The following is a 25,970-nucleotide window of genomic DNA, read 5'->3' on the forward strand; positions in this document are numbered from 1 at the left end:
GACAAAGTGATCTGTGAGCTGGTAGAGAACCCCCAAAGTCCCCTGCCCATTATTGAATAGGAAAGAATGCTTTTTAAAAATACAGTGTTACGGCTATTCTTATTAATTCACATTTTATTAACTTCAAATTTCATTTTTATGGAACAAGTTTTAATGCCAACCGTTTTAAACGGTAAGAGATTCGATTTCTCAGACGCTGAGATTATCGAGCCAGTGAGTGAGGTGAATGTCCTGAAAAGAACAAAACACTTCATTGAAGCCAACACAGTCGATGTGACTTTAGAACAGTTACAAAACGACTGTATTACCCCTGTATTTGCTAAAGATAACGAATTAACCATTTCACACCCTCTGTTTATCCGAACAGTCGAAGAGGCTGCAAAGGACTTTTTCAGAGGTGAAGAGGTGGAAAGTCCTGTTATCAGAGCATCACACATTATTAAGGGTCGTATTCCATCTGCTATCTACAAACCTGCAAACCAACTCTTAGAAACTGACAAAACACAGTATTTTGAGCGTTGTGCATTCTCTGTTGATATACCCACAATATATCAGGATATAAACGGAAATCGACTTTTCCTCTCTGTTGTTGGTGTAAGAGCATATAATCAGCAGAATCTTTACAGCAAGAAAGTGCCTGAATTATTCCGCGTTGCTATCGGGTTTAAAAATACAGTATGTTGCAATATGTGTATTTTCACTGACGGCTACAAAGGAGAGTTAAGAGTTAGTAGTACAAGAGAACTGTATCAAAGAGTTATGGAACTGTTTAGCATGTTCAACCCTGCAAAACAAATCCATTTGATGCAGCAACTGTGCAACTCTTCACTTTCGGAGCATCAATTTTGCCAGATTCTTGGTCGTATGCGTCTTTATCAGTATCTACCCATGAGACTGCAAAGGAACATACCACGTTTATTAATTACTGATACACAGATTAACAACGTGGCAAAGTCCTACATTTCAGATGAAGACTTTGGGAGCTATGGAACAGATATAAATATGTGGAACTTCTACAACCTTCTTACAGGTGCAAATAAATCCTCATATATTGATATGTTCTTAGACCGCTCACTTAATGCTTCAGAAATTGCAATGGGTATTAACAGAGCACTACACGGAGAAGAGCGTTATAAATGGTTCATTGATTAATTAACTTGGGGAATATCTCAGAAATGAGGTGTTCCCCTTTTAAATTGAAAGATTATGCAAACAATGAGTTTTAAATGGTGTTCAAAAGGTTGTTTTATTGAGGCTATCGAGGTTTTCTTAAATCCATATTTCTACCTTATCAATAATACAAGCCCAAATTATAGCGGTTGGGAGACTCATAAGATACAATATGGTTTAAAAGTCATATATGTGACGTTAAGAGCCAAAGAAGTAGATTATGACAAAGAAATGATTAAAACAGTTCAACAACCGTGGTATGCTTACAATTCCGTGAAGTATGAGGTTAAGCCAAACTCTTACGGAATAGAAGAAATTTGGTACATCAAAAACAAAGGTTGGTTTGTTGCTGGTGACAAATTGGAACTATGGAGAGTTTATAGTTAACAGTGTTTGGTAGGGCATCAGTAATGGTGCTCTACTTTATACTGTTTTGCTTCGATCCAGAACCAATTTTATTAAAAATTGCTAATAATTTGTAGGTTTTGTGCTAAATGTGGATTTCTTTTCGTATATTAGCGGCGAGTTTCAAGTGCTCCGTAGAGTTAGGGCGCGTTTTAATGGCTCAAACTTATTAAAAAAAGAGCGATTGTTGCTTATCCTTTACTGAAATCTGGACAATTTCGGCTACTTGGGATAAATACAATATGCTCACACTGTATGGATTATTGTACCCGTATGGGAATGGTATATCTAAAAGGTGTGGGCTTTTGTCTATTATCAAGTAGCAGGTAGTCCAGAACCTTAGTACTGTAGTGTCAATAGTCCCACACTCTTTAACTTTAATTCGCTTTCATCTTGGGAACTGAGAGCATAAAAAGGACAATATGAAGAGATTCTGTTTACTTATATTGTTGCTTTTGTTGATGGGTATTTCATCAACAAAAGGAATCAGTATGTTTAACGAGAGCATGCAAATCGGGAACACAAAAGCTTCTGTTGGACTCAGTTGTGCATATAATGAATCTACACAAACCTTTGGTGCTAAGTTTACTAATAATTCCTCTAAGACAATTACTAAGGTTGCAGTAACTATTAAGAAGAAAGATTTGTCTCGCAAGTATGACATGTTCGATACTAATCAATACAAATATGAAACTATTGTTTTTGATGTAAATATACCAAGCGGTTCTTCTACTATCCAAAAGAGGCGAGTTACTATGGGCAGTAACTATCAATATGTAGGTGCCTTTGTTGATTGGACGAAATAATAAACTGACATACTTCATAACTATTTCACAAATGAGTAATATAAAAAAATATCTTATGTTATTGAGTTTGTTAATTTTTTATTCGCAAACTCTCTTTTCAAAGAATTGGGTGGCAGATGAAAATGGAGTCACACCTACTTTCTATTTAGTTTGCGTATTTGTGGTTATTGCGTTCTTGGGCGGATTATTTATTTATATACCGATTTTACGCAATTATGAAAAGAAACACGGGACTTCAGAAGATTCTGGTTTGGGAGGTTGTGGAGTTATAGCTTTTTTGTTATTTTGTTTATTAATGTTTCTTGGTATCGCAGGTCAATGTTCAAATTAAAATAGTCAATTATGAAAAAACGATTTATATTATTACTCCTAATGTGTTTATGCGTATTAAAAGGCTTTTCTCAGTCTACCACTACGACGCCGCAGTACTCTGGTAATAGTGATTGGAAACCCGTGATAATTGATGACACTCCTAAAAAGTCATCATCAAATTCATCAAGTTCATCGCCAATCCCTAAAGTTCAATGGTATTATTCTGATGGATCAAAAACAACATCAACAAGTAGAAGCAGTTCTTCATACAACACCAACAGTTCTAACAGTTCCAAAAGATCTTTTGGTAGATATATAAGTCGATATATTGTAGAAAAGAATAAAGGCAAAATGGTCTTTCGTTCAATATACAATCCCCTTACTATAACCAGTAGTGTAATCGAAGTTAAAAACACGAATAAGGGAACAAAAACGTGGGCTGTGAAATATCAGGGTCCTATTCGGCTTACAAATTCTGGAGGTAGTGAAAGATTCCATAATTTCTATTTGACAAACCATCATGTAGAATTTAATATTAGCGACAGACCTATTCACCAATATCAGGGGAAATCGTATTATGTTATTGTTTTCGACGGCCAAATACAATTGGCAGAAGCTGTTTATTAACTAAAAACTTATAGATTTATGAGAAAGTCAAGGATTAATCGGAATTTAGTGACAATATTGTCTACTATGTGCATACTGTTTCTTACTTCATGTGGTGATAGTGAATACAGCGTAAAAACAAATGGGAATAGTATAATCATTGAAATCCCTTCTCGAACAGTTGGCATTTCAGGAATTAACGAAGTGTCATATGGGAGCATATCATTAAATGAGGTAGCAGAAGCTGTCTATAACGAATTTCACGGTATCAGCGGTTTCTTCAAAAGTGGGAATTATGATGTTTATCTGAAAACAAAATATAAAAACAAGTACGGTGAAACAGAATACTCTGATAAAGGAAAGATTTGCACTCTTAATACTGATGAAATGAAAAGATATGAGAGTAGTTATTATTTCTCAAGAGAATTTACCAGTAAGATAGATGAAAGGTGCAGACCAACAAATACTATAAGAATTAACTGCGGAAATAAGGCATCTACATCACAATATCAAGAAGAATCAGAACCTACTGCAATTTCAAATCAGAATGAAAATGTTGCTCCAAACAATAATAACCAATTGTCTGAATCTGATCAATACGTTGAAGAAGTGATAAGTATCTTTATGAAAGCATATTTCTATATTAATTGGGACGATATTACCATTGAGCAAATTGACGACGTACGAAATGAAGTACGAGCAAAATTGAGAGCATTAGATGGTAAATACAATTATGTGGAAGGAGAAGAGTCACCTCAATTACGAGAAGAGGCTATGAGGCGCAGACAATCTTTTTTAGACTTGTGTGACGAACTTGGACGCAAACTAAATGGGGGCGTAATTCCTCAATGGACTGATAGATAGTTTATAGATGATTTGTAAAAATCCGAAGATTGGGGTATTCTGTTGTGAATGGAATTCGCCAATTAGGGTAGGCTTTGATTATGACCAGCCTCAATTTCATACAATCAAACGCATGTTATGTACAAATTGAGCCCAATAATCTTTGATATTTGAACCAAATCCATTATATTTGCCGAAAAATTCAGATAGTGAGCAACAAAGTACTAATCATATCGAATGCCAACGAGCTTGTCAGGGTAAGACCTGAGAGAATCGTTTACGTGGAGTCAGATGGTAACTACTCTACGATGGTGCTGCATGATAAGACGGAGCATGTGTTCACAATGAACCTGGCCCATTGTCAGCAGATGATTGAGGATCAAATCGGTAAGGAGGCAATGACATTTATCCGAATTGGTAAGTCGCTGATTGTTAATCGTGCGTACATCTTTAAGATTAATGTCAACAAACAACAGTTAGTAATGTCGAACATGGAAGTGAATCTGGCTTTTACTTTACAGGCTTCAAAGGAGGCTCTTAAACAATTGAAAACCCTGATTGAATCGGAAAAGGAGGGCAAGTTATGAATAATGACGAATTACAGGTACTCGGAACTGAGAATAGAAAAAGCAATAATTGGAAATGGATAGTAGCTATCGCTTGTGTGGTACTTACTATTGTCTGCTATCTTATCTACAATAGGTGTAGCTCTACTGGCAACACATTACCGATGTCGCAAGAAGGATCAACAATTTCCCCAGCATTGCAACATGCCGCAGACTCTCTTTTGAATGACAAGCTAACAGAGATTAACGGTTTGCAAGGTCAGGTGATTATTATGAATGTTCAAACAGGAGAAATACTTGCTATGGCTGGTCGTGAACGTAACTTTGAAGGTAAGTTCCAACCATGCCAGAACTTTGCCTATCAACAGGAATTAGGAGCATTAACTATGACAGTATCATTATTAGTAGGATTAGAATCGGGGAAAGCTCATCTATCAGATGTTGTAGATACTGGTAATGGTGTGTGGCAGATAGATGATGATCGGATAATGAAGGATCATAACTGGCGTAGAGGCGGTTATGGTGGAGTGACATTGGATCGGGCATTAGGGGTTAGCTCGAATATCGGAATCAGTAAGACGATTTGGAGTCTTTTTAAAGGACACGAACAGGATTATTTCAACAAACTTGACTCTATGAGTTTTGGACAGCCAAATAGCATTGAAGGAATTAAAGGTTTGCGTCCTTCTGTCTATAGTTCCCCGAAAGATTCCGATTGGGTGAATAAGGATATTCTCTGGAGTGCGATAGGCTACAATAGGAAAATCGCCCCAATCCAGATGCTGACTTTCTATAATGCTATCGCTAATAATGGTAAGATGGTGAAGCCAACATTTGTGCCAGGCACTGCTGAGGTAGTCAATGAGCAGATTGCTAAAAAAGAGAATATTGCTCTTATGCAGCAGACATTAGAACATGTGGTTAGTCAAGGATTGGGACATAAAGCAGGTTCTGCCAAAATATTAGTGGCAGGAAAAACAGGCACTTCACAGGTTAATGAATATTACGAAGGGGACAATGCTGTTTCCGAATATCAAGTAGCATTTTGTGGCTTCTTCCCTGCCAATAAGCCTAAATACAGCATGATTGTGAGCCTGAACAAAATAGGACTTCCCGCAAGCGGTGGCGGCATGGCTGGCGATGCTTTCCACAATATTGTTGAATGGATGATCGATAATGGAATGTTGAATAAATAATACTAGTATGGTAAACGATACGATTGTTAACGCTAGAAATTTCTCGGATAGGCTCTGTAATGAGGTTATCCTTTGGAGTAATGACTTTGCGCGTGACCTCGGTGATTATATAACGGAACAATTTAAAGATAAAGAAACAGGTGAAACTCCAGATGAATTTTGGTGGCATAGGTCGTGTGCTACAAGACCAGCATTCCATCATCTATGCTTTGCATATAAAGCAACGGTTTATAGTTGCTTAATTGGGAGTATAATTGTGCCAGAAGATTTATATGAAGTAAAGCCATATTGATAAGATATTCATGGCATGGTATTTGTATTTTATTTGTAGAACACCAATAAGATTATTACGATGAATCAGATAGACAAGGATTTTGTGTATAACAGGTATCCCAAGACGGAGCATGATATACAATTACTCGAAACATATAAGCAAGATTTGTTGTCAGAGAACGTTTCGTATGACAATCTGCGCCCATTATCTGAAATGCTGAGATACTTTCCTGTCTATGAGGGAACTGTGGGGGCAGAAAAAGATTACCCAATCCTAACTCGTTATGGTTTTATGGCTTTAAGCATAGATCCAGAGTTTATGGATAAAATCTTTCGCCCAAATTGTAGAGCTTTGATAAATGCTAAATTGTCAGCAGATGTATTTAATGGAAAAGAATTAAGATTGTTACGTTCAAGCCTCATTGAGTTCGCATTACTGGGTTGTATGGAAGCACAGCAGCTAATGAGTAAACTTGATTGTCTATTTGGTGAAGATGATGGTTATATCGAATCCATTGTCAACAATAGATGCTCTAACCTAAAGAGATTCCTAAATGCACATGAAGGAGCAGGGCGTGGCGTAAATGAAGGTGACGTAGTAAGTTCTTATGAACAAGCCTTGAAGGAGGTTAAAGCAGGTGGAAAAGTCACTCACTGGATATGGTATATATTTCCTCAGATGGCTGGTATCAAGGGAACGCATAGTCGCCCTGCATTATTCTACGGAATAAACGGAAGGTTAGAAGCTTTTCAGTATATAAACCATCCCACTTTAAGAAAACACTTGGTTGAAATATGCGAGGCGGTGTTAGATAACAAATACAGCATATACGAAATCTTTGGCGACGATGTAATTAAAGTTAGGTCGTGTATCTTATTATTCGCCTCTGTTTCGGGTATTCCCGTGTTTAAACAAATAAAGAGCAAATATCGTTGGTAGTATTATTATATGGAAGATTTACAAAGATTCATTACAGCACAAGAGGGGAAAACCATTCATGGTAACACCTTGTATGAACAAGCCCTGATTGAAATCCAAGAAGGGAAGCCCGATTTTGAATGTTGGGTAAGGTATGTATATCCTCAGTTGAAAAGGTCTGGTACAAGTAAACTCACAGACTTCTATGGCCTCAACAGTCGTGAAGAGGCAAAAGCTTACATTGAGCATCCAATCCTCAGAGAAAGACTAATCAGAGCTTTTCAAGTTCTATTGGATAGCGACAAACCCGTATATGAAGTCTTTAGTAAATTAGGTGTGCTGAAAATTCGTACTTGCGCCTTACTCTTTGCTTCTATAACGGACGAGCCTGTTTTTAAGCAACTTATTAGAAAATATCATTGGTAATATGGAGTTAACATTTGAGAAAAGGGAAGATGGCAGATGGTTTGTCGTTCTGCCTGATTATGAGGGTCTTAGGGATAGGTACATCGGTTCACTTCAGTACATCAGTTCACTCTCGGGTCGATGTACCTGTCCCTATGATTCATTTAAACTGTAAATTAAAAGAGATACAATTATGAGAAAATCATTCGTAACATTAGCCGTAGGACTGATTATCATCTTGATGAGTAGTTGCAGTAGTGGGAAAAAGCCAAGCAGCACTGAAGCAGACTCTGGTACCCTCTGTACCTGTCCACCGGAAAGTTTCATTCATATTGACCTTCAACCGCTTGGAGACTTCTCCCAGAAGGAAGCAAATCAATTGAAGGAGGAGCTGGAAAAGCATCTGGTTCCCATCTATCTGTCCGAGATAGAAGTGCTACCCAAGAAAGATATTCCTGCTTCTTGTCTTTACAAGCCGAGAAACAGATATTGGGCAGGAAAGATACTTGGTTTCTTGAAGCAACAGAACCAGGGATCCGATTTTGTAACCATTGGTCTAACGCATCGCGACATATCTACCTCTATTCATAGACAATACAACTATGGAATCATGGGATTGAGTTTCCTGCCTGGTGAAGCTTGTGTAGTTTCTACTTATCGCTTGAAACGAAAGGATGACTTATGGAAAGTAACAATCCATGAATTCCTGCATTCTCGCGGTTTGCCGCATTGCAAGAAGAATGCCCCGAAGTGCCTGATGCAGGATGCCCATGGCAAGAATACCTTCTACATGAAAAACGGATTGTGCCAAGATTGCCAAAACTCAATGAAAAGCATCATTGGCAACCAATGAGAGTCCAAACCGACCAAGTTTTTTGCTTATATTTTTGTCGCAGGTGTTCCATCATAACCATACTGCCCCTGAATACAAAGTTAACTATCATAACTCTACATCCAACTATCTAAGAACTGACAAGGTCTATTCTTAGGGTATGCCCCATTTACGAATTGATAGCACAAGAAGCAACTTACGCTTTAAAATATTTTATTGAGAACTCCTAAGCTTGTTGCTCGAATTGTTAATTTGTCCCCTCTCTCATAATAGATTATTTCATAGAATCGCTATATCTTGTGGTATAATTAAGAAATGAGAAGTTCCATTTTGAAGTCTGATTCGGAATACATATACTTGTTTAGAGATTGATTCAAAGTGACTTCGCGGGTGCGCACCACTTTTCTATTTGAATCAATCGTTTTCAGATAAGTTACGTTGAATCAATTAAAAATTCGGACTATGGAAAAGGACATCAAAAAGGGTAATGCCCCGTATTTCGCTGATCTTATCGGCTTTAAGAATGAAAAGTCAAAAGGCTATGCCAACATGAGTTTTACAAAGCAGCTATCACATTAATGTGGTGGCTGTTTTCCTTTTTAATGGATTCCGTACAAAATCAATCCATTTTGTCAATTCCAGACATTTAAGATTTTTAACTTGAACTCTCATTCACTAATGGATATATTAGTGTGTTGAGGTTAAGAATCAGAGTCATTCTTTAATCTTGTCTCTAAATTCTTTAATTTTATCCTTTTTGTAATTTACAACTCTGATTCGAGCCTCAACAAGAAATTTCTAAACCATATCTGTTATCTATTATATATATTAAAGCAAGGAAGAGTGTCTTATATGGCACTTTTTTCTTGGATTCTGGTGTAACCGATATTTGCAAATTATCCCCCTTTAGATAGAGAACTGAAAATCAGTTACAAGCCATTTATGGCACATAGATCAACTATTTCATTTTTCAGATCAACTATTAACTATAACGATAATCGATTATGGAAAAATTACCAATTAATTCAAGTGACGGATTCCTTCACATGGAAGATTTACCTCACAACTGCATCTTTAACAAAGTAGTGACAGGATGCGGAGGCACAACAGTAGTGTTGCGCAATTCAGAAGATTATGTTATCGCAGTACCCACAACAGAGCTGATCATTAACAAAACAGGTCGAATAGATGCAGGATTTTCCACTATCAAGTTCCATGACGGCACAGGACAGTCGGTCTTTGGATTGTTTGGAAAATTTGATAATGATGTGAGAAAAGATTTAGTCCGTTATATCGAATCAAACGGAACGAAGAAGATTATTTGCACATACGATAAAGTGCCGAGGCTGTTAGATTTCATTGTGCCACATAACTTTAGATTACTAATAGACGAATATCATTGCTTGCTCAAAGCCTACTCTTATAGGTAGAAAGCGATTGATGGTGTCTTAGATAATTTCAGAAGGTTCAAGTCTTTCTGCTTCATGTCTGCAACTCCGATACTGCCATCTTTTAAGCCTAATTGTTTAGCTGATGTTGACGAAATACAAGCGGACTGGGGAAATTCATTAGATAAATTGACTGTAGAGCTTCAGCAGACCAACAAGCCTTATTCATTAGCAGCCAATATCATCAACGCATACAAACGAGACGGTTTCATAACTTCAAAAGAAGGAGTCAGGAGCTATGAAGCCTTTTTCTTCATTAACAGTGTAACCGATATTGTCGCAATATTGAAGCATTGCCACCTTAGCAATGACGAGGTAAGAATAATATGTGCTGACACTCCCGAAAACAGAGAAAAGTTGATGGGATATACCATTAGCAATAGCCGAAGCCCAAATAAGATGTTCAACTTCATAACTGCAAAGTCTTTTGAGGGTGCAGATTACTTTAGTGAGACAGGGCTATGTTTCGTTGTCAGCACTCAGTCTAACCCCCATACATTAGCGAGCATAGACACGGACATACCGTAGATAGCAGGTCGAATCAGAACAAAATCAAATCCTTTTAGGAACTTCATCGTGCATATCTTCAATACGACATACAAGAAACTCAATCTTAATATGACTTATAAGGAGATGGAGGCAAAGACCAATGAAGCATTAGACACAGCACGTGAGACAATAGATCTATTCAATAGTGCCAAAAACCAAAAAGTGAAAGATAACCTCAGAGACAAACTAAAGCATGACCTTAACAAACTTTACATGAGCTATGATAGCATTAACGACAAATTCATTCTAAACGATATGCTGCCGAAACTGGAGCTATACAATTTCCAAGTAAATGAAGTGGTTTATAAAAGCGGCCTCAGCATAAAAAAGAGTTTTGAAGATAATGGAATCGAAACTATCAGTGCCGAATATGTAAGAGCTGATGATACCATTTCTACAAAGAAGCTATCATTTAAGGACGCTTTTCTATAGTATGCTGAAATAATCTCTGGAAATCAATTCTCACCACAACTGTTAGCAATAGAACAAGAACAGCCATTAGTAAGAGAGGCATATCATAAGTTAGGCATTGAGAGAGTAAGGGGTATGCGCTATATCAAGAAGTCTGTGGAAAATGCCTTAACAAGTCTGGAGACTGACAAAACAGCAGATTAGCGTTTAGCAAAGATGATAATCAACAGCATTGAAGTACCAGCTACTATCACAGTTGCTAAAGCTAATAGTATCATAGAAGAGTCTTATTTACATTTAGCCATCAAACACAATGCGAAAGCAAAGGAATTGCACAAGTGGTTTGAATGTTCTGATCCAATAAGCAAACGAGTAGATGGAAAAGTTATAAAGTTCGTTGAAATATACAGACCTAAGATCATCTTTAATTCATGAAAATTATAAGCTATGCTATACTTCATAAAAAGCGGGAACTACTGTAAGATCGGTTATTCCAGAGATTTAAAAGCACTATTCACCAGATTGAGAAACTACCTGACGCATAATCCTTCATTTCAAATACTCGATCTCAGATCTGGTGATAAAATGAGAGAGAGTCAAATACACTCTTTGATACCGCCAGAATATACCATTATGGTGAGTGGTGTGTTTGGAATAAATAGATTGCAAAGCTTTGGTTGCGTTTCTATAAAGTCGAACCAGAAGAAACTATAGAAGAATACTTTATCAAGAATAATTAGGCGATAAACAAAGCTATAGTCAGGGAATTTAAAGATACATCATATTTGAACTTCATTAGATATTTCAGCAAGGAATCTAACTTGGATTTGACAGAACCAGATGCTACAGAGTGGAGAACACCTTAATAATAAAAATAGGTGGTGCATCATAACAAGAGAAATCTCGTTAGGTGTGCTACCTTTACTTTTTATATAAACTCGGAAATAGAGGAACTGCCATTATCAAGGAAACAAGAAAATATGATTATTTTACATGGATTATCATTTTACTTCCGATTTATGGTGGATTTTCGTGGGAAATGATTACCTTTGCAAAAGTTCCGATGTTTACTTATAGTTTACCGAAGAACAATTTGAGAGTTCATTAACTTGGTGAATATCAATTGGATAGACGACTATACAAGAGAGATTGTGGTTCTGAATGTCGTGGGTTCGAGTCCCACCGGGCACCCATCTATTTAAAATCCCTGTAAGCCATAAACTTACAGGGATTTTTCTTTTCCAAACTTATCATACTTAATAATCTCACTCTCTTCTCATTCCAAGCGCCTTGTTCTCAGCAGCCTCCATTATCTCACGCTCACCGGGACCTTTGTCGTTGATGCCACAGAGATGTAGTATGCCGTGGATGATGACTCGGTGGAGCTCTTCGTCATAGGTCTTTCCAAACTGCTCGGCATTGGTGCGTACGGTGTCGAGACTGATAACCAGGTCGCCATTAATGCGGTTGCCCTCGTCGTAGTCGAAAGTGATGATGTCAGTATAGTAGTCGTGGCCGAGATATTCGCGGTTGACTTCGAGAATCTTTTCATCGTCAACAAACATATACCCTATCTCCCCTACCTTACGTCCATAGTCGGCGGCCACGGCCTTTATCCAAGCCGTGGTCTCCCTTTTCTTTATATTGGGCATTTTCACGCCCTCGCAATTATATGTGATCATTCTTTTTTGCTGGCAAAGTTACGCATTTTCCATGACTTTTACAAGAACACAGGCAAAAATGTTCATAAAAAAGTGAAATCTGCCAAAACTTCTACCTTGAGAACCTTATCCAGTCTACATCGAGGAAGGCAGCATCGTTGCTCACCGTCGAGCGACAGTTGAAGAATCCCACCTTTGCCCCTATCCACTTTCCTTCCTTCACTTGGAATGGTTCGCCTAACTTCTTGTATTTCTTTCCGTCAAGACTATATAGGAACTGTGCCGTGGATGTAATGGAGTTTGCCACTCCCGCACTCTTCACCACTGTACGCACATAGATGTCAGGCGTGGCGTGGCGCGGCTGCGGAATGTCGTCAACGGCATATCGCTGGGTGTAAGGCTTTTCCTGTTCTATGAGCGACATCGGCAGTTCGACCTCAGTCACTTCCTTTCCCCCCTTCATCGCGTCCTTACACTTCACGAGTCTCATGAAACAGCCTTCAGAGGTGGTGGCAAACTTTATGGCTGCATAGTCAAGACCCTTGATGATGAATCCAGCCTGCTCACCCCTCTTCTTGTTTTGGTCGTTGGGTATGAACTTCAGTTTTGAGGTGACAGTAAAGTTCTCGGCGGGAAACTTCTGAAGCAGTGTGTTCTGCATGTCAGAGAGGTTGCTGAATGTTTCAGGTTGCTGAATGCCATAGAGGCGTAGCTTTGATTTCTTTGCGTCGCAGAAATACCAATAATGACTGAAAGGTCCCTCAAACTGCCACTGCAGGCCAAGTGCTGTAGAGTCAAACTCGTCGTTCTCCTGTGGCTGCACGTCCTCTGAGGCTTTTAGTGCCGGTTTTTTCCACTGTGCCACTGGGTCGCCGCATCCGTCGCCGTCGCTATCGTCGCCAATCACGAGCCAGTCGTCAACCCATCGTGCCGGCTGCAAGTGAACCACTCTTCCATAGGCATGCTTGTCTTGGAAGTGCAGAAACCAGTCTTCGCCCGACGGGGTGTCCACCCAAGCCCCTTGGTGAGGTCCGTTCACCTGTGTCTTTCCCTGTGCCAGTCCCACATACTCCTCGTAAGGTCCGAACGGGTCTCGCGAACGCATGATGACCTGCCATCCATATTTCACGCCTCCAGCCGGCGACATGATATAATAGTATCCGTTTCGTTTATAGAACTTTGTGCCCTCGATGGTGGGCTGGTCTTCATGTCCGTCGTATACGATGCGCGAAGGACCTGTCACCGTTGTACCGTCCTGCGACATGGGAGCCACAAACAATATCGACTTCACTCCAGCCCTTGACCCGGCGCAGCCATGCGAGAGATAAGCCTTTCCGTTGTCGTCCCATAGCGGGCAACAGTCTATCATCCCCTTTCCTTCTTTCACACACACTGGCTTAGTCCATGTCCCCCTTGGATCTTGTGTCTTTGTCATGAAAAGTCCTTGGTCGGGGTCTCCCCAATAGATGTAGAACCAGCCGTCGTGATGTCGTATGGCAGGAGCCCAGACATAGTTTCCGTGCTGTATGCGCTTATGCCAGTCGAGGTCAGTGCCCTGAAATTTAGGCAATACGGGATAGTCGTCCACGAGTGCTGCACCTATTATTTTCCAGTTCACGAGGTCAGTGCTGTGAAGTATCTGCAGTCCTGGGAAACAGGCGAAACTTGAGGATGTCATATAGTAGTCCTCTCCCACTCGACAGACGTCTGGGTCGGAATAGTCGGCGTTGATAACCGGGTTTTTGTATTTCCCGCCCGGGAGGTTAGGATTCCACGTGGCAGACTGTTGTGCCGTTACTGATAGCTGCGAGGCTGCGAGTGCTGTCGCAAAAAGTAGACTTTGAAGTTTGTTCATATGTTTTTTTTTAGTTTTGTTATTCAAGTTATAATATATACGTTTGTCGGTTTAAATATACTAGGAACGTAAAAACTGTAGCTGAGATGAATGATTCTTTTGCAAAAGTACCATATTATTTTGTATTTTCCAAATTATTTGGTAGTTTTTTTATTATGGAAACAACCTCCAGGGCCCTAATGCAACACTTTCAGTTCTTTCTGCCCGCAATCTCAATGTTTACAATATAAGAACTCAACTATTGCAAATGATTTTGAACCACAGAGTTTAAGAGATTAAGAGTTTTTATACTAACGAAAGAGGTTGAATGCCAAGGCATTTAGAGCTCATAGAGAGCTGCGCATTATGTTTGCCGCATGGAAACTCTGTGTCCTCCGTCGCTTGCGACCTACTCTATAAAACCATAAATCTCTTTTTCTCTTCATCTCTTTGGTTTAAATAAAACCCTTATACATAGAAAAATATCACATGCGATATTTGGTGATAGAAGTGATAGAAAAAGTTGAAGATTATGTCATGCGCAAGGGATGAGTAAGCAATGAGCATGATTGTATGTCAAAGAGTAGAAAGACGCGATGTCTCTCATGTGGATATGAAACTGAGGTAAAGATTTTGGGGAAACCACGATTTCGGGCAATAAAAATTTCGGGGAAACCGCGATTTTAGTGCTAAAAAATTTTGGGGAAAGAAGAAATAGTTGTATATTTGCACCCGAAATCAACATATTGGCATCTATGAAGAGAGTGTTTAGACGAAAGATTTACGGGAAGATGTTGACGTGGAAGTCGGAGTCTTCAGGACGTACAGCTTTGCTCATTGAGGGAGCAAGGCGTGTGGGCAAATCTACGATTGTGGAGGAGTTTGCAAAAAACGAGTATAAGTCTTATATCCTAATTGACTTCAACAGGGCATCGAAGGATGTTAAGTCCATATTTGATGACCTGATGGATATCGACAGATTGTTCATATTCCTGCAGGCAACATACCATGTAAACCTTCATAAGCGCAACTCAGTGATAATATTCGACGAGGTGCAAAATTGTCCGAAGGCCCGTCAGGCAATCAAATATCTTGTGGCAGACGGGCGTTATGACTATATTGAGACGGGGTCGCTCATCAGTATTCGCAAGAACACAGAAAGCATCACCATCCCGAGCGAAGAGGAACGTGTGCAGATGAATCCAATGGATTTCGAGGAATTCAGATGGGCAATGGGCGATGAAGTTTCCATTGACATTTACAGGCAAATGCTGGAAAAGGGAATGGAGGTCGGACCTTCGCTTAGGAGTGCGATGCGTGACTTGCGGCTGTATATGCTTGTGGGAGGAATGCCGCAGGCCGTGAATGAAATGCTTGACACTAACAACCTTCAGATGGTGGACAAGGTGAAGCGGAATATCATCAATCTATATAATGATGACCTGTTGAAGGTTGATTCTTCCGGTGTTGTGTCGAGAATGTTTCTTTCCATACCGTCGCAACTTAGCCGTAATGCCTCAAAGTATTCATTCTCTTCTGCAGTGGGTAGAATATCAGAAAACAAGATGGCAGAGGCAATGCAGTGCCTTGAGGAAAGCAAGGTGGCAAATGTGGCATACAATGTGAAAGAACCGTCGGTGGGTATGGGATTGACTAAGGATAATGGATGCTTCAAGATTTACACAGCAGATACAGGTTTGTTTGTTACACTTGCATTTTGGGATAAGGATTTTACAGAGAATATTATCTACCAGAAACTGTTGAGCGACAAGTTGTCGGCTAATCTTGGTTATGTCTATGAGAATTTGGTGGCGCAGATGTTGGTGGCAAGTGGCAACAACATTTATTATCACACGTGGGCTAAGGACGAGAAACATTCTTACGAGGTGGATTTCCTGATTTCCCGTGGCAGCAAGGTGTGTCCGATAGAGGTAAAGTCATCAGGCTACAAGACGCATGCCTCGCTTGATGCTTTCTGCAACAAATATTCAGACAGAATAGGAGAGCGTTATCTCATATATACCAAGGATTATGCCAAAGACGGAGCCACCACTCTGCTTCCTGTTTTTATGACTCCGTTGATATAGTGAAATCTTTAATTAAATAATCTATTTCGTCCTTCCTGTCGTAGAATGTCATAGAAACTCTGTGTCCTCCGTCGCTTGCGACCTACTCTATAAAACGATAAATCTCTTTTTCTCTTCATCTCTTTGGTTTAAATGATACAAAATCGGCAGCTTGCGTCCAAAATATATCTCTGCCCCACACAATAATATCTATCATTCTACGTTTTTATCAATAGAGATTGAACAGAATAAAGATCATATTGGCATCGTTGGTCTGCGTGTGTGCTTTCGCCACACCGCAGGACAACCGTACCGCGCGACAGGGCACCAGCAACCAGATTGTCGTGACGGACGATGATGTCGTGCCCGATTCTGCAGCAAAATCGAGATGGAAAGTGAAGCGTACCGCACCTCTCACCTCCGACGACATCGACTCAATAGCCATCGACCTGAAAAACCCGGAGAACATAGCACAAACTACTGAATACAACGACTCTACGGGCTTATACTATATAGGGACAAAGATAGGCAGCTCGTATCTCAACACCCCAATACTCCTTACTCCTGACGAATACCGCAAATGGACCGAAAGGCAGGCCATGAAACAATTCTTCAAGACAAAGAACCAAGAGGCGGTGGCCAACAAGGGAAAGGACAAGTTCTCATTCTCCGACATGCACTTCGACCTCGGACCGGCGGAAAAGATATTCGGTCCCGGTGGAGTGAGAATAAAGACTCAGGGTACGGCAGAGCTGAAACTCGGCGCTACCATGAAAAGCATAGACAATCCCTCGCTGCCCATAAGAAACAGAAACACAAAGCAGATTGACTTCGACGAGAAGATAAATCTCAACATGACAGGTAAAGTGGGCGACAAGGTGAACATGAACCTTAACTACAACACCGACGCCACCTTCGACTTCGACGCAAAAAACATCAAACTGAAATACGAAGGAAAGGAAGACGAGATAATAAAACTAGTGGAGGCTGGTAACGTGTCGTTTCCTTCCAACTCCTCACTCGTAAAGGGAGCATCGTCGCTGTTCGGTATCAGAACAGACATGCAGTTCGGCAAACTGAAGCTGCAAACCGTGGTGTCGCAGAAAAAATCTGCCACGAAAAGTGTATCGTCGAAAGGAGGCACCCAACTCACGCCTTTCGAACTTAACATTGCCGACTACGAAGAAAACCGGCATTTCTTCCTCTCACACTATTTCAGGGAGAAATACGACAAGGCTATGGCCACACTGCCCAACCTCACCACAGGAGTGAAAATCACCAGGGTGGAGATATGGGTTACAAACAAGACCGGTACGACAAGCAACTCAAGAAACGTGATAGCCCTCACCGACCTGGGCGAAAGCCAGCATGTCAGCAACTCGATGTGGGGCGGCGGGGCAGCCGGACAGGCTCCGTCAAACTCCGCCAACTCCGAATACCAGCAGATGACCACCACATACGCCGAGGCAAGAAACATCGACCAGACTTCCACCGTGCTCGATGCCATACCAGGCTTTGAGGGAGGCGTGGACTATGAGAAAGTGCAAAGCGCAAGACTGCTCACCTCGTCGGAATATTCACTCAACAGCAGCCTCGGATATGTATCGCTGAAAACCACTCTCCAAACAGACCAAGTACTCGCAATAGCATTCGAATACACGGTAGGCGGACAGACATACCAAGTGGGCGAGTTCTCCACCGACAGGCAGGATGCCTCGGAAGCCCTCTTTGTGAAAAGCCTGAAAAACACCAACAACAGTCCAGCTGCGCCCAACTGGCGACTGATGATGAAAAACGTGTACTACCTTGCCTCCACAGTGGAAAAGGAGAAATTCAGACTTGACGTGAAATTCAAGAGCGACACGGCCGGAGTGTATCTCAACTACATACCCGAACAGCAGGTAAAGGACCGCACACTCATCAGACTTCTCGGAGCCGACCGTCTCGACAACAACGACAAGCCCAACCCTAACGGATATTTCGACTACGTCCAAGGTTACACCGTGAGCAACGGACGTGTGTTCTTCCCAAAGGCGGAGCCATTCGGCGACTACCTCTTCAACCAACTAAAATCTGCCGGCATCGACAGCGCAAAGGCTGAACAGTATGCCTTCCGCGAACTGTATACCGAAACACAGACCACGGCAAGACAGATGACCACCAAAAACAAATATATTCTCACTGGACAGTTCAAGGGTTCATCGGCTAACGTCATCTCACTCGGAGCCTACAACGTGCCAAGAGGTTCGGTAGTGGTTACCGCCGGTGGCGTAGTGCTCAACGAGGGCAGCGACTACTCCGTGGACTACTCAGCCGGAGAGGTTACCATCCTGAACCAAAGCATCATAGATGCCGGCACGTCGATAAACGTATCACTCGAGACCGACACGGAATACGGCATGCAGCGAAAGACCATGTATGGTGTGAACTGGGAATACGACTTTACCAAAGACTTCCAGCTCAGCGGTACGTTCCAGAGACTCAGCGAGCAGTCGCTCACATCAAAGGTGACCATGGGCAGCGAGCCGCTCAACAACATGCTCTGGGGGCTGAACATCAACTGGAAACATGAAAGCCAGTGGCTCACCGACATGCTCGACAAGCTGCCGTTGCTTCACCTCACCAAGCCATCATACATCTCCTTCACTGGAGAATTCGCACAACTCATTGCAGGACAGGCAGGAGGCACACAGGATAATGCCTCTTATCTCGACGACTTCGAAAACACGAAAAACAATATCGACATCAGCGACCCCAAGTCGTGGGTGCTCTCAAGCGTGCCTACGCTTTTCAGCGAACATGACGACAAAAGCGGACTAAGCAGCGGATTCAACAGGGCACAAATGGCTTGGTACACCATCGACCCACTGTTCACCTACAGAAGCTCGTCGCTCACGCCGGCACATATAAAGAGCGACCTCGAACAACTCTCAAACCACTATGTAAGAGAGGTATACGTGAGCGAGCTTTATCCCAACCGCGACCAAAGCACTTACAACGGAGCCACTTCCACACTCTCCATACTCAACCTCGCCTACTACCCCACCGAACGCGGTCCGTATAACTTCTCCACACAGATGAACGCCGACGGAACACTTGCCAACCCTTACGGCAAGTGGGGAGGCATGATGCGTAAGCTCGACACCAACGACTTCGAGGCGGCAAATATAGAATATGTGGAATTCTGGCTCCTCGACCCGTTCATCTACACTCGCGAAAGCGCCAACGCATCTGATTTTGGAGGCGACCTGTACCTCAACCTCGGTGAAGTGAGCGAGGACATACTGCGCGACGGAAAGAAATTCTACGAAAGCGGCATGCCTGTAGACGGCACCAGCAGTTTTACAACCACACAATGGGGAAAAATACCGGTCCAGGCCACCCAAACCTATGCCTTCGCCACCACAACAGGCGCAAGGGAGAAGCAGGACGTGGGCTACAACGGACTCAACGACACAGAAGAGCAGGCGTTTGAAAGCTATGCCGACTTCCTACAGTTTGCACAGACCGTGACCAACGACAGCATCCGCAACGCATGGCTCAACGACCCCGCAAACGACAACTACCAGTATTTCCGCGGAAAGGAACTCGACGAGCGGAAGGCTTCCATACACGAAAGATACAAACGCATAAACAACCCACAAGGCAACTCGCCCGACAACGACAACAACACCGAGGGCTACGACACTTCATACAAGTCGACACCTGACGTGGAGGACATCAACCAGGACTATACGCTCAACGAATACGAACGATACTACCAGTACCGCATCAGTCTCAGACCCGAAGACCTCAACGAAAGCCGGATAGGACAAAACTACCTCACGGAAATCAGAGAGTCTCTCGCGCCACTGAGAAACGGCAAGAAAGAAAAGGTGAACTGGTATAAGTTCCGAGTGCCGCTCAACTCTGCCGACAGGGAAAAGATCGGTTCCATAAGCGACCTTACTAGCATACGTTTCTTCCGCATGTTCCTCACTCATTTCAAAGAGCCTATAATACTGCGATTCGGTAGCCTCGACCTCGTAAGGGGAGAATGGAGAACCTATGAGCAACAACTTGGCGCTCAGGGCGGTGGAACATTGGAGACAAGTGCCGTGAACATTGAGGAGCACACCGACAAAATGCCTGTCAACTACGTGTTGCCACCGGGCATCAGCCGAGTGACCGACCCCTCACAGCCACAACTTGTGGAAAACAACGAGCAGGCCCTAAACATGACCGTCAACAACCTGCAGAAGGGTGAGGCAAAGGCTGTGTACAAAACCAACACCATAGACCTCAGACAGTACAAGCGCCTGCAGATGTTCGTCCACGCCAACGCCCTTCAGCAAAACACTACCATGCTCACCGACGACCAGCTCGCAGTGTTCATTCGTCTCGGCAGCGACTACACCAACAACTATTATGAGTACGAGATACCTCTCAAGCTCACGCCTGAAGGAAAATACGACTATCGCTCAAGCGACAGCCGAAGAAAGGTGTGGCCGGAAGAAAACATGCTCGACATCGAACTGCAAAAGCTCACTCAGGTGAAGAAAGCGAGAAACATAGCAAGGGCCAACGGAACCGCTTCATACAACCGCGAATACTCTGAATATGACTCCGACCGTCCCAACAACCGCATCTCCATCATGGGAAATCCGTCCATCGGTGAGGTGAAAACCATGCTCATCGGCGTAAGAAACCTCTCCGCTGCGGCAAAGTCGGGAGAGGTTTGGGTGAACGAGCTCCGACTGCTCGAGTCGAACAACAAGGGCGGATGGGCGGCATCGGGAGCCCTTAACGTGCAACTGTCTGACTTCGGTACGTTGAACCTCACAGGACGCATCACCACCGACGGATTCGGAGGTCTTGAAGAGGGAGTGACACAACGCTCCACCGACGACTTCAAGACATACAGCTTCACCACAAACCTCGAGTTGGGCAAGTTTTTCCCCGACAAGGCGAAGGTCACCGCCCCACTCTACTACTCCGTTACAAAAGAGGAGACAAGACCAAGATACAATCCGCTCGATACCGACATGCTCCTTGAAGACGCTCTCGAGTCGGCATTGGACAAGCATGAAAGAGACTCCATAGAGTCCATTGCCGTGACCAAGTCTACAACTACCAACTTCTCGCTCTCTAACGTCAGGGTGGGAATAAAGACCAAACGTCACCCAATGCCTTACGACCCAGCCAACTTCTCCTTCAGCTACAGCCACGCCCACCGCTACAACACCGGCGAGACCACGGCATGGGAAAGGGAAGACCAGTGGAGAGGCTCGTTCAACTACAGCTACTCACCCGTTTACAAGACCTTCGAGCCATTCCGCAACCTGAAGGGCAAGAGCAAGTGGATAGCCTTCCCCAAAGCCATAGGATTCAACTACCTGCCGCAAAGCGTGACCTTCAACAGCGAAATAACACGCAACTACTACGAGATGCAGGAGCGCGACCTCGAACAGCTCTCCGGGTCGTCGCTGCCGCTCACCTTCAGCCAGCAATACCTCTGGAATCGTGAGTTCTCAATGAGATGGGACCTCACCAAAAACCTCCATGCCTCATTCCAAAGCGCCACCCACGCTGAGGTGGAAGAGCCGTACATGGCTGTAAACAAAGACCTCTATCCCGACGACTACAAGGTATGGAAAGACTCGGTGGGAAGAAGTCTACGAAACCTTGGCACACCACTCGAATACCAGCAGCAGTTCACCTCGTCATACCAGCTGCCGCTTAACAAGCTGCCAATACTCAACTGGCTCAACGCCAACGCTTCATACAACGCCTCATACTCATGGGCAAGAGGTTCGGAGATGGAAGACGGCACTTCGCTCGGCAACACCATCAGCAACAACCGTAATCTCAACATCACGTCTACCCTCAACCTTGAGTCGTTCTACAACCTTTTCCCGTTCCTCAAGAAGACTAACGACAGGTTTAAGAAAAGTACTGCCAGCACCAAAAAAGCCGTAAAGCCGGCAATGACTACACCCAAAAAGCCGGGCGACAAAGGTAATGGCGACAAGCCTGGAGGCATAAAGAACTCAAAGGAAGACGAGAAGCAGAACGGAAAACTGCCACTGAACAAAAATGCTTTCCAAAAGGAAATAAAGCTCAAGGCTGACACTACCGTGACAGTAAGACACGGCAAAAACAGCAAAAGACTCATCGTGACTGCCAATACCGTAGACGGAAGGTCTTATGACATAAAATATAAGGTGAAGGACAACAACACCATCATCATTCGCAATCTCGACACAACGTCCATCAAGCTCTCTGTCATAGCAAAGGAACCTCTCGAGAAGCAATGGTGGTACAACTCGCTTCAACACACGGCAAGGGTGCTCATGATGGTTAGAAACATCAACATCTCTTACCGCAACCAGCAGTCGATGACCATACCTGGATTTGTTCCCCGCATTGGCGACATGCTCGGACAACGCACCGGCGACGCCATGGCTCCGGGTCTCGACTTCGCCTTCGGATTCACTGGCGAAAGCTATCTCGACAAGGCTCTTGAAAGAGGATGGCTCAACTGCGCCGACAGCGTGGCTACACCGGCTAACATCACATCCACCGAAGACCTGCAGCTGAAAATGACACTCGAACCTCTGCGCGACTTGAAAATCGACCTCAACGCCAGCCGCACTGTTAACAAGGCAAAGAGCATTCAATATATGTACCAGGGGGCGCCTACCACCCACAGCGGTTCGTTCACGATGACCACCCTAAGCCTTAAGAGCGCACTCGAGGGTATGGGCGATGCCAACAACGGTTACAGGTCGAAGTCCTTCGAGACGTTCTGCGCCTCGCTGGAGTCGTTCCGCGCAAAGGTGGAAGCTCAGTATGCCAACGCCGTTTATCCCGCAGGCACCACCGACGCCTTCGGCACCCAGCTCGGCGGCTCTAAATTCAACCCCGAGGTAGGCGGCGTTAGACAATACAGTGCCGACGTGCTCATACCAGCCTTCCTCAGCGCCTACACCTCCAGCGGCGGTTCGTCGCTCAACATCTTCCCGGCTCTCAAAAACATGCTGCCTAACTGGTCGCTGAGATATACCGGACTCAGCAAACTGCCGTGGCTGAGCGACCATTTCAAGAATATCACTCTGCGACATGCCTACAAAAGCGTGTTCGCCATTGGCAGCTATGCCTCTTACAGCACATTCCAGGAGTATATGAACGGACTGGGATTCATAACCGACGCCACTACCGGCAATCCCATCCCCAACTCAATGTACAATATCGGCACCGTAAGCATCAACGAGTCGTTTGCGCCACTGCTCGGCATCGACGTGACACTGCAAAACAACATGACTTGCAAGCTCGAATACCGCACCACAAGAGTGCTCAGCCTTAGCATGACCAGTGTGCAGATAAACGAGGCTCTGAGCAAGGACTGGGTGATTGGCATGGCATACAAAATCAGCAATTTCAACATGTTCCCAGGTAAGGCATCAAAGAAAATAAAGAAAGCCCAAAATGGGAAGAAGTCTAACGAGAAGGAAACGACGGTTAACACCAGCAACCGTAGCAGCGGTCCTAACCACGACCTCAACTTGCGTCTCGACCTGTCGTTGCGCAAGCAGGCTTCCATCACCCGCGACATTGCCAGCATGACAAGTTCGGCAAACAGCGGCAACTCGGCATTCAAGCTCTCCTTCATGGCCGACTACACCCTCTCGCGCCTGCTCACGCTCAGTGCATACTACGACCGTCAGACCAACACGCCACTGCTCTCAAGCAGCAGCTATCCCACCACAACCCAAGATTTCGGTCTCTCACTGAAGTTCTCGCTAACGAGATAATAGGGAGGTAAAGAAGTTAACTCCTTAACTCCCAATCTTTAATTATTGCTTCTTTTTCTGCTCTTTGTAACAAACCTGACTCCGAAGAACACGAGGACTACGGCAAGGGCATGGGTCAGCTTAAACACACCTAAGCCAGACAATACACTCACAATCACCGCAACCGCAGGCTGCACATAATTATATACGCTCACCACCGTGGGACGCAACACCTGCTGGGCTTGCATGGTAAGAATGTAACACACAAAAGTACATACCACAACCACAAACATCGTCTCAAGCCATGTCTTTACCGTAATCTCGGAAAAAGCTATCGACGACACATGAGAAAACGTAAATGGCGTGATGACAAGGGCGGCAAAAGTGAACATCCACTTGTTTACCGTAAATACAGAATATCGCTTTATCAACTTGTTGAACATCGACAGATAAAACGCAAACGACAACTGGGCAAACATACACAAGAGGTCACCTCGCAAGTCGCCTACCTTCGAGTTGTCTGCCGTGGCACTCGTGAGAATAAGCAGCAAGGCACCACTGAAACCCATAAAGACACCACCCGCCTTCTTACCCGTTATAGGCTCCTTCAATATCAAAGCAGAGAGAAGCATGGCGAATATCGGCATAGATGTGGTCACAATGCTTGAATTTATGGGAGAGGTGATGCTCAGACCTATGGTATAACAACACTGGTTAAACACAAGACCGAACATTCCCGCCAGACCTAACAACAGTATGTCTTTTACAGGAGGATGCTCCTTCTTCACAAAAATCGAAGCCACCCAAAACAATACAGCGGCTCCCGCTACACGAAATGTGACCATGTCGATGCCCGTCAGGCCGTGAGTCATGGCATCCTTGCCCAATGGGGCCATCAATCCCCAAAAAGCACAAGCGAAAAACATGCACAGATGGGCAAAAAGAGGCTTTTTGTTATCCATTATTCAACTATTTTTCGAAAAAACGATTTATTTAATCTTAAAAAACGGTGCAAAGGTATACATTTTATTATGAAAATCATTATATTTGCACGAAAAAAGATATGCAAAAATACGCTGACTATATTAAACAGATTGAAATAGACTCTCTTTGGAGCGGTACACGCCACATACTGTGGAATCTCGATCCGAAGGTAAACATCCTTAGCGGTGTGAACGGTGTAGGCAAAAGCACCATCTTAAACAAGGTGGTGAGAGGTCTAATACCCGGAGGCGAATTTCCAAGCCATCTCATCGGAGGGGTTCACATAAAGGTATCGCCGGAAGATGCCAGATGGATAAGATACGACCACATCAGAAGCTTCGACCGCCCGCTCATGAGCACCGAGATAGTCAACAAGATCGTTGACGCGTCGGTGGCCACAGAACTCGACTGGCAGATATACCAGCTTCAGCGGAAATACCTCGACTACCAGGTGAACATCGGAAACCGCATCATTGAAGTCCTTCAAAGCGGACAGGAAGACGCCGCCGTAAAGGCACAGGCCATCTCTGAGCCAAAAAGAAAATTCCAAGGCATGATCGACAGCCTCTTCTCCGACACAGGCAAGCAACTCATAAGGTCACAGAACGACATCGCTTTCTCACAACTCGGCGAAAGACTGACTCCCTACCAGCTTTCTAGCGGCGAGAAACAGATGCTCGTCATACTGCTCACCGTGCTCATCGAGGACAACAAGCCCTATGTGCTCTTCATGGACGAGCCGGAGATAAGCCTGCACATCGACTGGCAACAAAGGCTCATCGACCTCATACTCGAACTAAACCCTAACGTGCAGATTATACTCACCACACACTCACCCGCAGTGATAATGAACGGATGGACAGACAAGGTGACTGAGGTGAGCGACATAATTAAAAACGAAAACTGACATCT

General features: G+C 43.6%; 19 protein-coding genes. 16 read left to right on the forward strand and 3 right to left on the reverse strand.

Annotated features, from left to right (window positions below; translation table 11 throughout):
* Positions 1-138 precede the first annotated feature (138 nt).
* The 13 genes from CIK98_RS06670 to CIK98_RS18685 all read left to right on the forward strand — a co-directional run bounded on the left by CIK98_RS06670 (position 139) and on the right by CIK98_RS18685 (position 10,762).
* The gene (locus CIK98_RS06670) at positions 139-1,152 is read left to right on the forward strand and encodes a DUF3871 family protein (protein ID WP_094383527.1); all 1,014 of its coding nucleotides are present in this window, start codon (positions 139-141) and stop codon (positions 1,150-1,152) included.
* Between the two features lie 54 nt (positions 1,153-1,206).
* Complete coding sequence (locus tag CIK98_RS06675; RefSeq protein WP_141210448.1) at positions 1,207-1,557, forward strand: hypothetical protein; 351 nt, start codon at positions 1,207-1,209, stop codon at positions 1,555-1,557.
* Positions 1,558-1,997: 440 nt separating this feature from the next.
* Positions 1,998-2,381 (forward strand): hypothetical protein, encoded by a 384-nt coding sequence (locus tag CIK98_RS06680; protein WP_141210449.1) that lies wholly within the window; start codon positions 1,998-2,000, stop codon positions 2,379-2,381.
* A gap of 31 nt (positions 2,382-2,412) precedes the next feature.
* Complete coding sequence (locus CIK98_RS06685; protein WP_094383485.1) at positions 2,413-2,712, forward strand: hypothetical protein; 300 nt, start codon at positions 2,413-2,415, stop codon at positions 2,710-2,712.
* Positions 2,713-3,338: 626 nt separating this feature from the next.
* The gene (locus CIK98_RS06695) at positions 3,339-4,163 is read left to right on the forward strand and encodes a hypothetical protein (RefSeq protein ID WP_141210450.1); all 825 of its coding nucleotides are present in this window, start codon (positions 3,339-3,341) and stop codon (positions 4,161-4,163) included.
* 188 nt (positions 4,164-4,351) lie between these two features.
* The gene (locus tag CIK98_RS06700) at positions 4,352-4,729 is read left to right on the forward strand and encodes a LytTR family DNA-binding domain-containing protein (RefSeq protein WP_094383528.1); all 378 of its coding nucleotides are present in this window, start codon (positions 4,352-4,354) and stop codon (positions 4,727-4,729) included.
* Positions 4,726-5,904 (forward strand): penicillin-binding transpeptidase domain-containing protein, encoded by a 1,179-nt coding sequence (locus tag CIK98_RS06705; RefSeq protein ID WP_253249658.1) that lies wholly within the window; start codon positions 4,726-4,728, stop codon positions 5,902-5,904. The genes CIK98_RS06700 and CIK98_RS06705 overlap by 4 nt, the downstream gene beginning before the upstream one ends.
* 352 nt (positions 5,905-6,256) lie before the next feature.
* Complete coding sequence (locus CIK98_RS18670; RefSeq protein WP_253249659.1) at positions 6,257-7,117, forward strand: DUF1810 family protein; 861 nt, start codon at positions 6,257-6,259, stop codon at positions 7,115-7,117.
* A gap of 9 nt (positions 7,118-7,126) precedes the next feature.
* The gene (locus CIK98_RS06720; protein ID WP_094383489.1) at positions 7,127-7,522 is read left to right on the forward strand and encodes a DUF1810 family protein; all 396 of its coding nucleotides are present in this window, start codon (positions 7,127-7,129) and stop codon (positions 7,520-7,522) included.
* Between the two features lie 172 nt (positions 7,523-7,694).
* On the forward strand, positions 7,695-8,354 hold the full coding sequence (locus tag CIK98_RS06725; RefSeq protein WP_094381545.1) for a hypothetical protein: 660 nt from the start codon (positions 7,695-7,697) through the stop codon (positions 8,352-8,354).
* 983 nt (positions 8,355-9,337) lie between these two features.
* Positions 9,338-9,763 (forward strand): hypothetical protein, encoded by a 426-nt coding sequence (locus tag CIK98_RS18675; RefSeq protein ID WP_253249660.1) that lies wholly within the window; start codon positions 9,338-9,340, stop codon positions 9,761-9,763.
* 147 nt (positions 9,764-9,910) lie between these two features.
* A complete protein-coding gene (locus CIK98_RS18680; protein WP_253249661.1) occupies positions 9,911-10,309 on the forward strand; it encodes a hypothetical protein in 399 nt (132 codons plus the stop codon).
* Between the two features lie 48 nt (positions 10,310-10,357).
* On the forward strand, positions 10,358-10,762 hold the full coding sequence (locus CIK98_RS18685) for a hypothetical protein (RefSeq protein WP_253249662.1): 405 nt from the start codon (positions 10,358-10,360) through the stop codon (positions 10,760-10,762).
* 1,244 nt (positions 10,763-12,006) lie between these two features.
* Here the strand turns inward: CIK98_RS18685 and ybeY are convergent.
* Positions 12,007-12,423 carry an rRNA maturation RNase YbeY gene (gene ybeY, locus CIK98_RS06735; protein WP_094383490.1) on the reverse strand — a complete coding sequence of 139 codons (417 nt, stop codon included), beginning with the start codon at positions 12,421-12,423 and terminating at the stop codon, positions 12,007-12,009.
* A 91-nt stretch (positions 12,424-12,514) separates the two neighbouring features.
* On the reverse strand, positions 12,515-14,257 hold the full coding sequence (locus CIK98_RS06740; protein WP_094383491.1) for a glycoside hydrolase 43 family protein: 1,743 nt from the start codon (positions 14,255-14,257) through the stop codon (positions 12,515-12,517).
* 734 nt (positions 14,258-14,991) lie between these two features.
* On the opposite strand from CIK98_RS06740, the gene CIK98_RS06745 reads away from it, so the two are divergent.
* Complete coding sequence (locus CIK98_RS06745) at positions 14,992-16,323, forward strand: ATP-binding protein (RefSeq protein WP_094383492.1); 1,332 nt, start codon at positions 14,992-14,994, stop codon at positions 16,321-16,323.
* A gap of 218 nt (positions 16,324-16,541) precedes the next feature.
* Positions 16,542-24,095 (forward strand): cell surface protein SprA, encoded by a 7,554-nt coding sequence (gene sprA, locus CIK98_RS06750; protein ID WP_094383493.1) that lies wholly within the window; start codon positions 16,542-16,544, stop codon positions 24,093-24,095.
* Between the two features lie 38 nt (positions 24,096-24,133).
* Here the strand turns inward: sprA and CIK98_RS06755 are convergent, their stop codons facing one another.
* Positions 24,134-25,036 carry a DMT family transporter gene (locus CIK98_RS06755; RefSeq protein ID WP_094383494.1) on the reverse strand — a complete coding sequence of 301 codons (903 nt, stop codon included), beginning with the start codon at positions 25,034-25,036 and terminating at the stop codon, positions 24,134-24,136.
* A gap of 101 nt (positions 25,037-25,137) precedes the next feature.
* Here CIK98_RS06755 and CIK98_RS06760 point away from each other — a divergent pair, with 101 nt between their 5' ends.
* Positions 25,138-25,965 (forward strand): AAA family ATPase, encoded by an 828-nt coding sequence (locus CIK98_RS06760; protein ID WP_094383495.1) that lies wholly within the window; start codon positions 25,138-25,140, stop codon positions 25,963-25,965.
* Positions 25,966-25,970: the final 5 nt, after the last annotated feature.

The sequence above is a fragment of the Prevotella sp. P2-180 genome (assembly GCF_002251435.1).
Classification (GTDB): Bacteria; Bacteroidota; Bacteroidia; order Bacteroidales; family Bacteroidaceae; genus Prevotella.

Bases quoted from the DNA above. Each gene is read 5' to 3' on its own strand.
- CIK98_RS06725 (WP_094381545.1), top strand. From the start codon at position 7,695: ATGAGAAAATCATTCGTAACATTAGCCGTAGGACTGATTATCATCTTG.
- CIK98_RS06755 (WP_094383494.1), bottom strand. From the start codon at position 25,036: ATGGATAACAAAAAGCCTCTTTTTGCCCATCTGTGCATGTTTTTCGCT.
- CIK98_RS06680 (WP_141210449.1), top strand. From the start codon at position 1,998: ATGAAGAGATTCTGTTTACTTATATTGTTGCTTTTGTTGATGGGTATT.
- CIK98_RS06685 (WP_094383485.1), top strand. From the start codon at position 2,413: ATGAGTAATATAAAAAAATATCTTATGTTATTGAGTTTGTTAATTTTT.
- CIK98_RS06720 (WP_094383489.1), top strand. From the start codon at position 7,127: ATGGAAGATTTACAAAGATTCATTACAGCACAAGAGGGGAAAACCATT.
- CIK98_RS18670 (WP_253249659.1), top strand. From the start codon at position 6,257: ATGAATCAGATAGACAAGGATTTTGTGTATAACAGGTATCCCAAGACG.
- CIK98_RS06695 (WP_141210450.1), top strand. From the start codon at position 3,339: ATGAGAAAGTCAAGGATTAATCGGAATTTAGTGACAATATTGTCTACT.
- CIK98_RS06740 (WP_094383491.1), bottom strand. From the start codon at position 14,257: ATGAACAAACTTCAAAGTCTACTTTTTGCGACAGCACTCGCAGCCTCG.
- CIK98_RS06760 (WP_094383495.1), top strand. From the start codon at position 25,138: ATGCAAAAATACGCTGACTATATTAAACAGATTGAAATAGACTCTCTT.
- CIK98_RS06675 (WP_141210448.1), top strand. From the start codon at position 1,207: ATGCAAACAATGAGTTTTAAATGGTGTTCAAAAGGTTGTTTTATTGAG.
- CIK98_RS06670 (WP_094383527.1), top strand. From the start codon at position 139: ATGGAACAAGTTTTAATGCCAACCGTTTTAAACGGTAAGAGATTCGAT.
- CIK98_RS18675 (WP_253249660.1), top strand. From the start codon at position 9,338: ATGGAAAAATTACCAATTAATTCAAGTGACGGATTCCTTCACATGGAA.
- CIK98_RS06745 (WP_094383492.1), top strand. From the start codon at position 14,992: ATGAAGAGAGTGTTTAGACGAAAGATTTACGGGAAGATGTTGACGTGG.
- CIK98_RS06705 (WP_253249658.1), top strand. From the start codon at position 4,726: ATGAATAATGACGAATTACAGGTACTCGGAACTGAGAATAGAAAAAGC.
- ybeY (WP_094383490.1), bottom strand. From the start codon at position 12,423: ATGATCACATATAATTGCGAGGGCGTGAAAATGCCCAATATAAAGAAA.